Genomic DNA, 12,690 nt, shown 5'->3' on the forward strand with positions numbered 1-12,690 from the left:
GTGGTCGTTCGATGGCCGACCCGCGCCGCCCTCGCCGCCTCGTGCCGCCGCGCGATCTGGCGGCGCTGATCGCGCGCCGCCACGCCGCCCTCCGGGCCCACGTGCGCGGCGCCCGGCGAGGGCAGGTCGAGGGCGTGCACCAGGCGCGGGTCGCGTCACGGCGGTTGCGCGAGGTGGCACCCGTGCTCGGCCGCGGCCTCGACGAGGTGCGGCTCAAGCCATTGCGTCGGCGACTGCGGGACCTCACGCGCGCCCTCGGACCGGTGCGGGAACTCGACGTCGCCGGTCAGATGCTGGCCGAGCGCGACTGGCAAGGCCGCGATGCCCAGCGCCTCCGGCGCGCCTGGCTCCGCGACCTGGCCCGTCGTCGGCGCGAGCCTGTGTCCGACCTGCGAGCCGCCCTGTCGCCGCATCAGGTGGCCGTGCTCGCGACAGAACTCGAGGCCTTCGAAGCGGTGCGGGCCGCATCCGGCGACCTCACGTGGCGCACGACCCTGGCGCGCCGGCTCGCCGACCGTGCGCGGGACCTGCGTGACCGCATCGTTCGCACCGGGGCTCTCTACCACCCCGAGCCCCTGCACGAGGTGCGTATCGCCACCAAGAAGTTGCGATATGCGCTCGAGATGACGGCCGAGGCAGGGCTGGTCCGGCTCACGCGCCCCCTCGCCCGATTGAAGGCCGCGCAGGACGTGCTCGGCCGGCTACACGACCTGGATGTCCTCCTCACGCTGCTGCACGACCTGCCCGAGGCGGCGCCGGGCGAGGACCTGCAGCACGAGGCGGCGCGCGTCGTCGCGGCCCTCGAGACCGAGTCGGCGCAACTGCACGCCGCGTACCTGCGATCGGCGTCAGCACTGACGCGGATTGCCGACGACACCCTCGACCGGATCGCCCCGCGTGTCCGCGGGCCGGTGCCCGGACGGATCAGGAGACCCGATGGACGCTGAAGTCCGTCTCGTGCTGGTGCGGCACGCCATTGCGGAGGAACAGGGCAGCGCGTGGCCCGACGATGAGCAGCGGCCGCTCAGCCGCGACGGCCTCCGCAAGTGGAAGGCGGCGGCCCGCGGACTGGCGGAAGTGATCGCCCCGGTCGATGCCCTGCTCACCAGTCCGCTGGTGCGGACCTGCCAGACCGCGGAGATCCTGGCCAAGGCCCTGACGCCGTCCCCGCGCTTGTCGTTGTTCGAGGCCTTGCGGCCGGACACGGGGCCGGCCACCGTCATCAGCGCGCTCCGCGCCCGCAGCCTGTCGGGCACGGTGGTCCTCGTCGGGCACGAGCCGATGCTGTCGGAACTGGCCGCCGCGCTGCTGCACCTGCAGGGACCGCTCGAGTTCCGCAAGGGCGCCGCGATGGCCATCGGGACGCAGGGCCTCGGGACGCGGGGCCCCGGGCGTCTCGAGTGGTTCCTGACGCCGAGGCAGTTGCGGCTGATCGGCGACCGCGCCTGATCAGGGCAGGCCGACCACCCAGACGTTTCCCGAGAAGCTGGCGAACTCGTAGACGAGGCGGTCGCCGGTCGGCGCCCACTCCGGATTGCGCACGTAGTGGTGCTCGTCGCCGTAGTTGGTGAGCTGGCGCGGGTCTCGTCCGTCGCGGCCTACCGTCCAGACGTTCCATCGTCCGTCGCGCGCGCCGGCAAACGAGACGCGCTGCCCGTCGGGCGACCAGCTCCGGACCCACGCGTGCTCGACGTCCCTCGAGACCTGCGTCACCGCGCCGGTCGCCAGGTCGACCACGTGCGCCTGCGCGTGGCCGTCGCGCCACACGTCCACGGCCACCGCACGACCATCCGGTGACCACACCGGAAAGGCGACCCCGTCGCCCAGTCGCGCCACCCGCGTCGCGCGTCCCCGGGCAAGGTCGCGCGTCCAGACCTCGAGCTGGCCCTCGGCCGACCGGGTGTAGGCCAGCGTCGTCCCGTCGGGCGAGAGCCGCGGCCGCAACAGGACGTCGCCGCCGTCGGCCAGGCGCGTCACGATCCTGGACGTGCCATCGGCCACCCGCCAGGCCTGCAACGTGGCGTCGGCGCCGTCCCCGGTCTCGTGGTAGACGAACTGCCCGTCGGCACTCCACACCGGATCGCGTGCGGCGATGCCGGGACGGGTCAGTGGGCGGACCCGGCCCGCCGCGAGGTCGAGCAGCCAGAGGCCGGGCGGCTGTCCTGCGGCCTGGCGCTCGAAGGCGACCTGCCGCGCATCGGGACTGAACGAGGGGCGGCGGGCCGTGCGCACGGCGTCCTCGGCCAATCGCACCGACGGGCCGGCGGGCAGACCATCGCGCCGGAGGGGCAGCGTGCGCAGGCCGCTCACCGTCGACATGGCGACGTAGGCCATGGCCTTGCCTGCCGGGTGGACGGCGACGAAGCGCAGGTCCAGTTCGCCCGGGGGCAACAGTCGCTGCTCGGGGCCACCCGCCGTGCCCTCGGGCGTGAGCGGCAGCGTCCAGACCTCGCTGTGGTCCTCGAGGCGGACGTAGTAGACCGCCCGTCCGTCGGGGGCGAGCGTGGCGTCGAGGGCGCGGGTGCCGGCCTCGTGCACGCGCGTCAGCGCACCCGAGGCGAGGTCGACCGTCCAGAAGGAAGTCGCGTGGAGGCCCTGGCTGGCAAAGAAGAGGCGTCGCCCGTCGGGGAACCAGGTCGGCCGCGCATGGCTGCCCTCGGGGCGCCAGCCCTCGGTGACCCTGCGGGGAGTGCCCCCGGCGGCGTCCACGACCCACAGGCTCGACGGTCCGAAGGTCTCGAACGCGGAGGCGCCCGGCTCGGTGTAGGCGCCGCCCTGGAACGCGAGCCGCTTGCCGTCGGGCGACCACGACGGGCGCGAGCCGAAGGTCGACACCTGGCGCGGCGTGCCGCCGGTGCGCGAGACGATCCAGATGCCGCCGCGCCCCGACGAATGGTAGGCCACCGCTGACCCGTCGGGCGACCACGCCGGCTGGACGTTGTGCTGGCCGTCGGCGGTGAGCGCGAGTCGGTCGCCGCCGAGCGCGAGATCGCGGATCAGGATCTCGAACCTGCCGCTGCGGTCGCTGGCGTAGGCGAGCGACTGGCCGTCAGGCGACCAGGCCGGGTAGGCGTCGAGCGCCGCCGACGAGGTGACCTGTTGTCGCGAGGTGGCTTCGACGGCGCCGCGTCGGGCCGTCGTGGGGCCCTGGGAGCGCCATGCCAGCAGGACCGCGACGAGCGCGAGCAGCGCGAACCCGGCGGCCCACCACGGATGGCTGACCGGCGCCGATGGCCCGACCGGCTCGCGGGCCCGGCCGGGCGGCTCGGCGGGGCGGTCGGCCCATGCGGTGGTCGGCGGCGGCGCCACGGCCGGCTCGGGCGTGGCCTCGGGGAGGACCGGCGGCGCCACCTGCCGGGTGACGGGGGCGATGAAGCGGTAACCCCGCGTCGGCACCGTCTCGATGAACCGCGAATCACGGGCCGAGTCGCCCAGCGCCCGGCGGATCTGCGCCACCACGCGCGCCACGGCGTTATCGGTGACGTAGACCCCGGCCCACACCCGATCGAGCACCTCCTGCCGGGTCACCAGCTCACCCGCGCGCGAGACCAGCAGCACGAGCAGGTCGTAGGCCTTGGGCTCGAGCGGCACGGCTGTCCCGGCTCGCAGGACGCGTCCCGCGCGCATGTCGATGACGACGTCATCGCACTGATAGGAAACGACTTCGCTTGCCATCACCGAAACATCACACCAATCCGATCAAGTCCGTCACTTCGCCTGCGGCCCGGACATGCATAGTAGGGAACCCATGGCCAGGTCCAACGTCACGCTTGCTGCGCCCCCGGCCCGTCGTCCGGGACTCTTCTCCGCGCCGCGCCAGGACGTCCTGGCGTCGCTGGTCGTGTTCCTCATCGCCATCCCGTTGTCGCTCGGCATCGCGCTGGCGTCGGGCGCTCCCATCATGGCCGGCCTCATCGCCGGCATCGTCGGTGGCCTGGTCACCGGCGTGGTCGCCGGCGCACCGCTGCAGGTGACCGGTCCTGCGGCCGGGCTCACCGCCATCGTGTTCGGCCTCGTCGAGCAGTTCGGCGACTGGCGGCTCGTCGGCGCGGCGATCGTGCTGGGCGGTCTCATCCAGATGGCCCTCGGCGCGGCGCGCATCGCCCGGCTCTGTCTCGCGGTCTCGCCGGCCGTGGTCCACGGCATGCTCGCAGGCATTGGTATCACGATTGCGCTGGCTCAGCTGCACGTCGTGCTCGGTGGCGCGCCGGAGAGCCACGCGCTGAAGAACCTGCAGGAGTTGCCGGCGCAGTTGCGCGACCTGCACGCGCCGGCGGCGTTCCTCGGACTGGCGACGATCGCGCTGTTGCTGGCCTGGCAGTGGGTGCCCAGGCCGCTCTCGGCCGTGCCCGCCTCCCTGGTGGCGGTCATGACGGCCACTGGCGCGTCGCTACTGCTCGGTCTCGACGTCGAGCGCATCAACCTGCAGGGCGGCTTTTCCGCGGGGCTGCAATTGGCGGCGTGGCCCTCGGCCGCACACTGGACGGCGGTATTGATCGGTGGGGTCACGGTAGCGGCCGTAGCCAGCGTGGAATCCCTGCTGTGCGCCGTCGCGACCGACAAACTCCACGATGGCCCACGCGCCAACCTCGATCGGGAGCTCGTCGGCCAGGGGCTGGCCAACACGATCTCCGGCCTGCTCGGCGGCTTGCCGGTGACGGGCGTCATCGTCAGGTCGTCGGCCAACATCAACGCCGGGGCCAAGTCGCAGCTGTCGGCCATCCTGCACAGCGTCTGGATCCTGCTGTTCGTGCTGTTGCTCGGCTGGGGGATCGAGATGATCCCGCTCTGCGTGCTGGCCGGCCTGCTGGTGCACGTGGGGATGCGGCTCGTCGACGCCCACCACATCCGCACGTTGATGACCTTCCGGGAGTCGCTGATCTACCTCATCACCGTCACCGGCGTGGTCGTGCTCGGGCTCCTGCCGGGGATCGGCGTCGGGCTGGCCCTCGCCGTGGTGCTCCTGCTCAAGCGGCTGTCGGAGACCAACGTGCAGGTGGAGGAAGACCAGGGGCGCTACCACGTGCGGATCGGCGGCTCGATGACCTTCGTGGGCATTCCGAGCCTGACGACGGCCCTCGAGCGGATTCCGGCCGGCAGCCACGTGGACGTGGACCTGACGGTGGACTTCATGGATCACGCCGCCTTCGAGGCGCTCCACGCCTGGCGCGTGTCGCACGAGCGCCTCGGCGGCACCGTGGACATCGACGAACTGCACGAGCACTGGTACGCCAACGCGGCCAAGGGCACGCCGCACTTCGACAAGTCGCGCCTCGACGGCCTGCTCGGGGCGCTCCGGCGCCGGGCGCGCAAGGAGACGTCGATGGCGGCGACCGCGACCGACGGGACCGAGCCCCTGCTGCAGGGGGCGGCCGCCTTCAACGCGACGACCTCCCGCGACGTCAGGCCGCTGCTGAGCCACCTGGCCGACGTCGGCCAGACCCCGCAGGCCCTCTTCATCACCTGCGCCGACTCGCGCATCGTGCCGGCCGACCTGGTCAACGCCGATCCGGGCGACATCTTCGTACTCCGCAACATCGGCAACATCGTGCCTTCGTGGACGCAGGCGCCCGGCGGAGACGACTCGGTGGGCTCGGCGATCGAGTTCGCCGTCGACGTGTTGAAGGTGCACAGCATCGTCGTGTGCGGGCACTCGGAGTGCGGCGCCATGAAGGCGCTGCTCGGCGGTCACGAGACGCTGGGCGGCTCGCTGTCGCGTTGGCTGTCGCACGGCACCTCGTCGCTCACGCGGCACGCCACGATGGGGATGGGGAAGGCGCCGGTGCATCCGTCGGCCACCTCGCCTCACAACGACTTGGCGCGGACCAACGTCATCGAGCAACTCGATCGCCTGCGCACCTACCCATCGGTGGCGCGGGGCCTCGAGGCCGGGACCTTGCGGTTGTACGGGTGGTACTTCGACCTGAAGCGGGCCAAGGTCACGGTGTGGGACCAGGCCGCCGAGCGGTTCGTGGACGCCGGCGCCGAGGTGCAGGCACTGGAGCCGCCGGTGCGCGCCACCGCCTGACCAACTCTCCCCAGACGACGTTCCCGACCCTGGGAGCGCCGGCCTCGTGCCTCCCGGCACGAGGCCGTTCTTTTGGCCGTCAGACGATCGTGCCCGGCGAGATCGTCGCGCCCTTGGGCACGATGATGATGCCCTCGCGGATGAAGTAGCCGTTGCCGTCGGCCTCCTGGACGCCGGCGGCGTTGACCAGTCGCGCGCCGTCGCCGACGCGCGCGTTCTTGTCGACGATCACCCGGTCGAGCACCACGTCCTTGCCGATGCCGAGCGGCACGCCGGTGTCGTCCACTTCGCGGTTGTAGTAGTCGGCGCCGAGCAGCACGGTGTTGGTGATCTTCGCGCCGGCGCGCACCTGCGTGCGGATGCCCACCACGGCGCGGTCGATCTCGCACTGGTCGAGCACGCATCCCTCGGCGACGACGGCCCGGTTGACGCGCGCGCCCTGGAGGGTGGAGCCGGCGAGGAAGCGCGGATGCGTGTAGATCGGGCAGGTCGCGTCGTGGAACGTGAAGGCCGGCCTGGGGTCGGTGAGCTTCAGGTTCGCCTCGAAGAACGACCCGATGGTCCCGACGTCCTCCCAGTAGCCCCGGTACAGGAAGGCGCGCACCCGGTGCGTGTTGATCACCGCCGGGATGATCTCCTTGCCGAAGTCGACCGCATCGGCGTACTGCTCGAGCGCGTCGAGCAGCACCTGCTTGGAGAACACGTAAATCCCCATCGACGCGATGAAGGGGCGTTGCGGCGAGATCCAGGAGGCGACGCGGCTGTCGCGGGGGACGCTCTGGCCGATCTGCCCGAGGCGCTCGAGGTTCGGCTTCTCCTCGAAGCCCGAGATCTGGCCGGCCCCGTCGAACAGGAAGATCCCCATCTGGGTGGAGGTCTCCGGATCGCACGGCTGCGCGGCGATCGTCACGTCGGCGTCCTGCTCGATGTGGTCGGTGATCAACTCGCCCAGGTTCATCCGGTACAGGTGGTCGCCGGCCAGGATCAGGATGTGGTCGGCCGGCATCGAGTGGAAGTGCCGCCACGCCTGCCGCACCGCATCGGCGGTCCCCTGGAACCACGAGGTGCTGTCGGGCGTCTGCTCGGCGGCGAGGATGTCGACGAAGCCCTGCGAGAAGTGGTCGAGGCGGTAGCTCTGGGCCACGTGCCGGTTGAGCGACGCCGAGTTGAACTGCGTGAGCACGAAGATGCGGCGCAGGTTGGCGTGCAGGCAGTTGCTCACCGGCACGTCGATGAGGCGGTACTTGCCGCCGATCGGCACGGCCGGCTTGGAGCGGGTCCACGTGAGCGGGAAGAGCCGGTTCCCGCGGCCACCACCCAGGATGAGGGTCAGCACCGAATGCATGGTGCCCTCACCTTAGTTCCCGTCGTGGCCAACTGGCAAGGTGCCCGCCCCGGCAGAGCGTACGTGCCACCAATGTGCCTCGCCCCGCCACTTGTTTACGCCGAATTTACAGGGAGGGCCCTTACCTCAGGGATATGATGGCCTCGCCTTCGCGTGCCGCGGGGCCTGCGCGACGGTTCTCGTCCATGCGTGTGACGCTCCCGCCCACCTCGGTGCCTCGGTCGTGATCCCCTCGGACCAACCACGCGTGTTCGCCTAGGAGACGGTGTGGCTCGATTCAGCCTGATTCCCAAAGACGGCCGGTTCTTCGACGACTTCATCCAACTGGCCCAGGAGATCAAGAAGGCCTCGGCCGTGCTCGTCGACATGCTCTCCGGCGACATGCCGCGCTGGGACGCCGCCGACGAACTGAAGGCGCTCGAGCACCAGTGCGACCAGGTCGCCCACGATGCGCTCCATCGCCTCAACCAGACCTTCGTCACGCCGCTGGACCGCGAGGACATCCACACGCTGATCCTGTACCTGGACAACGTCATGGACATGATGGACGCCGCCGGTGGCTGCATCCGCCTCTATCGCGTGCAGTCGCTGCGGTACGGCGCCCGCGAACTGGCCGCCATCATCCAGAAGTGCGCCGACCAGATCCTGCTGGCCACGCAGAAGCTCGAGAGCCGCCAGGGCATCGACCCCTTCGTGGTCGAGATCAACCGGCTCGAGAACGAGGCCGACCAGATCCATCGCGAGGCCATCGGCCGGCTGTTCTCCGAGGAGACCAACGCCATCGAGGTCATGAAGTGGAAGGAAATCCTCGACCTGCTCGAGCGGGCCACCGACGAATGCGAGGACGTCGCCAACGAGATTGAAGGCGTCGTCGTCAAGTACGCCTAGGCCACGCCCGCTCTCATGGACGCAGCCCTCCCCGTCGTCATCGTCCTGGTCATCCTGGCGCTGGCGTTCGACTACATCAACGGCTTCCACGACGCCGCCAACTCCATCGCCACGGTGGTGTCGACGCGCGTCCTGTCGCCCGGCCAGGCGGTCATCTGGGCCGCCTTCTTCAACTTCGTCGCCGCGTTCGCGTTCGGCACGGCGGTGGCCAAGACCGTCGGCTCCGGCATGGTCGATCTGAAGGTGGTGACCTTCGCCGTGATCGGCGCAGGGCTGACCGGCGCCATCGTCTGGAACCTGATCACCTGGTACTACGGCCTGCCCACCAGCTCGTCGCACGCCCTGTTCGGCGGCTACGCCGGGGCGGCCGTGGCCAAGGCCGGGCTGCCAGCCATCATCTGGTCGGGCTGGACCAAGACGCTCATCTTCATCGTCATCGCTCCGACGGTGGGCCTGATGGTCGGCCTCGGCACGATGACGGCCACCTTCTGGATCTTCCGCCGGACGGCGCCAGCCCGCGTCGACGCGCTGTTCCGCCGGCTGCAGCTGCTGTCGGCGGCCCTCTTCAGCCTCATGCACGGCGCCAACGACGCCCAGAAGACGATGGGCATCATCACCGGCGTGCTCTTCACCGCCGGCTACATCTCCACCTTCGACGTGCCGTTCTGGGTGGTCCTGTCGGCGCACCTGGCGATCGGGCTCGGCACGCTGTCGGGTGGCTGGCGCATCGTCAGGACGATGGGCACCAAGATCACCAAGCTGGCGCCGGTGGGCGGGTTCGCCGCCGAGACCGGAGCGGCCGTGGCCATCCTCATCGCGACGCTCATGGGCGTGGGCATCAGCACCACGCACACGATCACGGGCTCGATCGTCGGCGTCGGCGCCACGCGGCGCCTCTCGGCCGTCCGCTGGGGCGTCGCCAGCCGGATCGTGTGGGCGTGGGTGCTCACCATTCCGGCGGCCGCGACCGTCGGCGCGGTGACCTACGGCGTACTGAAGGTGGTCGGGGCCGACTGACCGGCCCCGGACGTGACGTGGGCGGTCCGGGCGACCGCGCCTGCACTCACGCCGCGCCGGCTACGACTCCGTGAACTTGTAGCCCAGACCCACGACCGTCTCGATCTGCGCGCCCGCCGGCCCCAGCTTCGCGCGCAGCCGCCCGATGTGGACGTCGACCGATCGCGTCTCGATCTGCGTGTCGTAGCCCCACACCTGCTCGAGCAGCCGATCGCGCGAGAGCACGCGGCCGCGGTTCTCCACCAGGTACTGCAGCAGTTCGAACTCCCGACGCGTGAGCCGCACGGGCGCGCCATCGACGTGGACCGCGACGGCGGAGAAGTCTGCCGTCAGGCGCTCGCCGCGGTACACCGCGGTGGTGGCCGAGCGTTCCGGGGCCTCGCGTGGCCGCCGCAACACGGCGCGGACGCGCGCCGCCAGCTCACGCAGGCTGAAGGGCTTGGTGACGTAGTCGTCGGCGCCGAGATCGAGGCCCGACACGCGATCGACCTCCGTCGTGCGTGCCGTGAGCATGATGATCGGCAGGTGCCTGGTGGCCGGGCGCGATCGGAGGATGCGGCAGACCTCGAATCCCGAGAGCACCGGAAGGTTGAGATCCAGCACGATGAGGTCGGGGGGGCGCTCGGCCACGGCGCGCAGGGCGGCATCGCCGCTGGCGACCATCTCGACACGGGTGCCCGGCTCCCGCTCCAGCGCGTGCTTCACCAGGCCCGCGATGTCGTGCTCGTCCTCGACGACCAGGATGCGGGTGGGCGGGGACGCTGCCAACATGGCCGGCGACCTGGCGTCGTGGCCCGGCATGGGCGCAGGCGTCACGTCGGACTCCAGGAGCAGGAGGGCAAGCGCTGAGGAAGGTGCATGCGTGCCATCCACGCTACGGCCGGCCCGTTTCCCGGTCGTGACGGATGCGTAAATTCTGGGTTTCGGGCCTCCGCGTGTCGACATTGCGCACTGACCGGGAGCGTCTGCCGCCCGGAGGAGCGTCGGGGCCCTCGTTCGCGTTGAGCAGGCTGGCCGGCTGAGTGTAGAGTCCGCCCATGCACAGCCGTCGTCGTTTCGTCCGTGAGTGCTCGACCGCGCTTGCCGGCAGCCTGGCGGCCGCAAGGTTCGCCCCTGCGGCGGCTCAGGGGACAGCGCAGGGCGCCGGGTCGCTGACCGACGTCCCGGGCATTCGAGTGGGACACGCGACCGACCCGCGACGCCCCACCGGGTGCACCGCCATCCTCTTCGACGCGCCGGTGATCGCCGGGGTGGACTACGACGGATCCGCGCCCGGCGAGATGCTCGGCGTGATGCTGCAACCCGTCAGCCCACTGCAGCACATCCACGGACTGCTGCTCACCGGCGGCGGCCCGATGGGACTCGAGGCCGTGAGCGGCGTGGTGCGCTACCTCGAACAGCAGAAGGTCGGCTACGACTGGGGCATCCCCAACGTCCGCATCCCGATCGTGGTCGGGGCGGTGATCGATGACCTCGCGCTGGGCGATGGTCGCATCCGGCCGGATGCGGGCCTGGCCATCCGCGCCTGCGAGGCGGCGACCTCGGCCGCGGTGGCCGAGGGCAGTGTCGGGGTGGGGGCCGGGGCGACCGTCGGCAAGATGTTTCGCGGCCGCAAGATGGGCGGGATGAAGGGCGGCGTCGGGACGGTCGCGGTGCGGGCCGGCGACATCGTCGTCGCGGCGCTGAGCGTCGTCAACGCGGCGGGTGACATCCGGGACTGGAGGACGGGACGGATCGTGGCGGGCGCCCGCAACCTGGACGGCCGCACGTTCGTCGACAGCGCCGCGCAACTGCGACGCGATCTCGAGGCGGTCGGTCCGCGAGCGGAACGCCGCCTCGACGACGAGCCGTTCCGGGCCACGACGCTCACGGTCATCGCGACCAACGCGGCGCTGGACAAGACCAGCCTCACCAAGCTGGCGATGATGGCCAACACCGGCGCTGCGCGGGCCATCAACCCGTACCACACCAACGGCGACGGCGATCAGGTGATCACCATCTCGACGGGACGGGTGACGTCGTCGGCCTCGCTGACGGCCATCGGTGCCGTGGCGGCCGAGGCCGCATCGCACGCCATCCTGCGCGGCGTGGAACAGGCCACCGGCCTCGAGGGGTGGCCGGCCGTGCGCGACCTGCGGTAGCGGCCGCGCCGGCTCGACGAGGCGTCACGCGTGACGTGTCGCGCGCAGGGGCAGCCCTGGTCGCGGCTATCATGGGGCGTCGTGCCCATCGCGTCAGACGTCCTCGGCCAGCCGCTGCCCTTTCGAGAGAACCGGTTCCGCCGCGCCTTCCTGCTGATCTTCGTGCTGGGGATCACGGTCGTGTTCCTCGGCATGATCCGCAGCTTCCTGCTGACGATCCTGCTGGCGGCGATCTTCGCGGGGCTTGCCTATCCGCTGTTCCAGCGGTTGGTCGGCGTCCTTCGCGGCCGACGTCCGCTGGCCGCCGCGGCAACGCTGCTCGTCGGCGTGATCGTCGTCGCGGCGCCGCTGGGGCTCGTGGCCTACATGGTGACCACGGAAGCCATCCGGCTCAGCGCCAGCGTCCGGCCGTGGATCGAGCGCGTCTCGTCGCAGCCGAGCATGCTCGGGCCGGTGCTGGAGCGCATGCCCTACGGGGAGTACTTCGAGCCCTACCGTGAGGAGATCCTGCAGAAGGCAGGGCAGTGGGCGGCCAGCGCGGGCGGGTTCGTGGTGTCGTCGCTCTCGGACACGACACTCGGCACGGTGTCGGCCCTGTTCAACTTCTTCATCCTGCTCTACACCGTGTTCTTCCTCCTGCTTGACGGCCCGGACCTGCTCCAGGCGATGCGCCGGTTCCTGCCGTTGCGCGAGGGCGAGCGAGACCTTCTTCTCGACAAGTTCGTGTCGGTGACGCGCGCCACCCTCAAGGGCACGCTGGTGATCGGCCTGGTCCAGGGGACGACGGCCGGTATCGCCTTCTGGGTGGCTGGCGTCGAGCATGCGTCGTTCTGGGGCGCGATCATGGTCGTGCTGTCGGTGATCCCGATGCTGGGCGGCGCCCTCGTGTGGGTGCCGACCTGCCTGTACCTGGGGCTGACGGGCGACTGGGGACGCGCGGTGATGCTGGCGGCGTTCTGCGGCCTCGTGGTCGGATCGATCGACAACGTGCTCCGCCCGCGGCTGGTCGGTCGTGACACGGAGATGCACGACCTCATGATCCTGTTCTCGACGCTCGGCGGGATCATGATGTTCGGCGCCCTCGGGTTCATCATCGGCCCGATCATCGCGGCGCTGTTCCAGACGTCGTGGGAGCTGTTCGGCCTGGCCTTTGCCGACAATCTGCCGTCGGTGCCCGCCGAAGCCTCCGTCGCGCCCGTGATCGCCACGACGGAAGGCGAGGTGCAGGTGCTCGACCCCGACGACGTGCACCTGTCGGAGTAGCCGACGGG

At 70.9% G+C, this 12,690-nt stretch carries 10 protein-coding genes; 7 read left to right on the top strand and 3 right to left on the bottom strand.

Features of this window, described 5'->3' with window-relative positions; translation table 11 throughout:
- Window positions 1-11: 11 nt before the first annotated feature.
- Window positions 12-947: a CHAD domain-containing protein gene (locus TBR22_RS10585; RefSeq protein WP_239492948.1), complete on the top strand. Its 936-nt coding sequence runs from the start codon at window positions 12-14 to the stop codon at window positions 945-947.
- Entirely contained in the window at window positions 937-1,449 is a 513-nt protein-coding gene (locus tag TBR22_RS10590) for a histidine phosphatase family protein (protein ID WP_239492949.1), read from the top strand. Before TBR22_RS10585 ends, TBR22_RS10590 begins: the two co-directional genes overlap by 11 nt.
- On the opposite strand, the gene TBR22_RS10595 is transcribed toward TBR22_RS10590, so the two are convergent.
- Complete coding sequence (locus TBR22_RS10595) at window positions 1,450-3,675, bottom strand: winged helix-turn-helix domain-containing protein (RefSeq protein WP_239492950.1); 2,226 nt, start codon at window positions 3,673-3,675, stop codon at window positions 1,450-1,452. It lies immediately after the preceding gene.
- Between the two features lie 73 nt (window positions 3,676-3,748).
- Between TBR22_RS10595 and TBR22_RS10600 the strand changes: the two genes are divergently transcribed.
- Window positions 3,749-6,028 carry a bifunctional SulP family inorganic anion transporter/carbonic anhydrase gene (locus TBR22_RS10600; protein WP_239492951.1) on the top strand — a complete coding sequence of 760 codons (2,280 nt, stop codon included), beginning with the start codon at window positions 3,749-3,751 and terminating at the stop codon, window positions 6,026-6,028.
- 79 nt (window positions 6,029-6,107) lie between these two features.
- On the opposite strand, the gene TBR22_RS10605 is transcribed toward TBR22_RS10600, so the two are convergent.
- Entirely contained in the window at window positions 6,108-7,373 is a 1,266-nt protein-coding gene (locus tag TBR22_RS10605) for a glucose-1-phosphate adenylyltransferase (RefSeq protein ID WP_239492952.1), read from the bottom strand.
- A gap of 267 nt (window positions 7,374-7,640) precedes the next feature.
- Here TBR22_RS10605 and TBR22_RS10610 point away from each other — a divergent pair, with 267 nt between their 5' ends.
- Together TBR22_RS10610 and TBR22_RS10615 are read left to right on the top strand one after the other, a co-directional pair.
- Window positions 7,641-8,261 (top strand): DUF47 domain-containing protein, encoded by a 621-nt coding sequence (locus tag TBR22_RS10610; RefSeq protein WP_239492953.1) that lies wholly within the window; start codon window positions 7,641-7,643, stop codon window positions 8,259-8,261.
- Window positions 8,262-8,276: 15 nt separating this feature from the next.
- Window positions 8,277-9,278, top strand: coding sequence for an inorganic phosphate transporter (locus tag TBR22_RS10615; RefSeq protein ID WP_239492954.1), 1,002 nt, complete (start codon window positions 8,277-8,279; stop codon window positions 9,276-9,278).
- Between the two features lie 60 nt (window positions 9,279-9,338).
- Here the strand turns inward: TBR22_RS10615 and TBR22_RS10620 are convergent, their stop codons facing one another.
- The gene (locus tag TBR22_RS10620; RefSeq protein ID WP_239492955.1) at window positions 9,339-10,094 is read right to left on the bottom strand and encodes a response regulator transcription factor; all 756 of its coding nucleotides are present in this window, start codon (window positions 10,092-10,094) and stop codon (window positions 9,339-9,341) included.
- A 221-nt stretch (window positions 10,095-10,315) separates the two neighbouring features.
- Here TBR22_RS10620 and TBR22_RS10625 point away from each other — a divergent pair, with 221 nt between their 5' ends.
- Both TBR22_RS10625 and TBR22_RS10630 read left to right on the top strand, forming a co-directional pair.
- On the top strand, window positions 10,316-11,419 hold the full coding sequence (locus tag TBR22_RS10625; protein WP_239492956.1) for a P1 family peptidase: 1,104 nt from the start codon (window positions 10,316-10,318) through the stop codon (window positions 11,417-11,419).
- A gap of 81 nt (window positions 11,420-11,500) precedes the next feature.
- On the top strand, window positions 11,501-12,682 hold the full coding sequence (locus tag TBR22_RS10630) for an AI-2E family transporter (protein ID WP_239492957.1): 1,182 nt from the start codon (window positions 11,501-11,503) through the stop codon (window positions 12,680-12,682).
- The last annotated feature ends 8 nt before the right edge of the window (window positions 12,683-12,690 follow it).

It is taken from the genome of Luteitalea sp. TBR-22 (assembly GCF_016865485.1).
In the GTDB taxonomy this organism is placed as follows: domain Bacteria; phylum Acidobacteriota; class Vicinamibacteria; order Vicinamibacterales; family Vicinamibacteraceae; genus Luteitalea.

What these genes read in the sequence shown, in the direction of transcription:
- TBR22_RS10625 (WP_239492956.1), top strand. Translation starts at nt 10,316, where the DNA reads ATGCACAGCCGTCGTCGTTTCGTCCGTGAGTGCTCGACCGCGCTTGCC.
- TBR22_RS10590 (WP_239492949.1), top strand. Translation starts at nt 937, where the DNA reads ATGGACGCTGAAGTCCGTCTCGTGCTGGTGCGGCACGCCATTGCGGAG.
- TBR22_RS10605 (WP_239492952.1), bottom strand. Translation starts at nt 7,373, where the DNA reads ATGCATTCGGTGCTGACCCTCATCCTGGGTGGTGGCCGCGGGAACCGG.
- TBR22_RS10595 (WP_239492950.1), bottom strand. Translation starts at nt 3,675, where the DNA reads ATGGCAAGCGAAGTCGTTTCCTATCAGTGCGATGACGTCGTCATCGAC.
- TBR22_RS10615 (WP_239492954.1), top strand. Translation starts at nt 8,277, where the DNA reads ATGGACGCAGCCCTCCCCGTCGTCATCGTCCTGGTCATCCTGGCGCTG.
- TBR22_RS10585 (WP_239492948.1), top strand. Translation starts at nt 12, where the DNA reads ATGGCCGACCCGCGCCGCCCTCGCCGCCTCGTGCCGCCGCGCGATCTG.
- TBR22_RS10600 (WP_239492951.1), top strand. Translation starts at nt 3,749, where the DNA reads ATGGCCAGGTCCAACGTCACGCTTGCTGCGCCCCCGGCCCGTCGTCCG.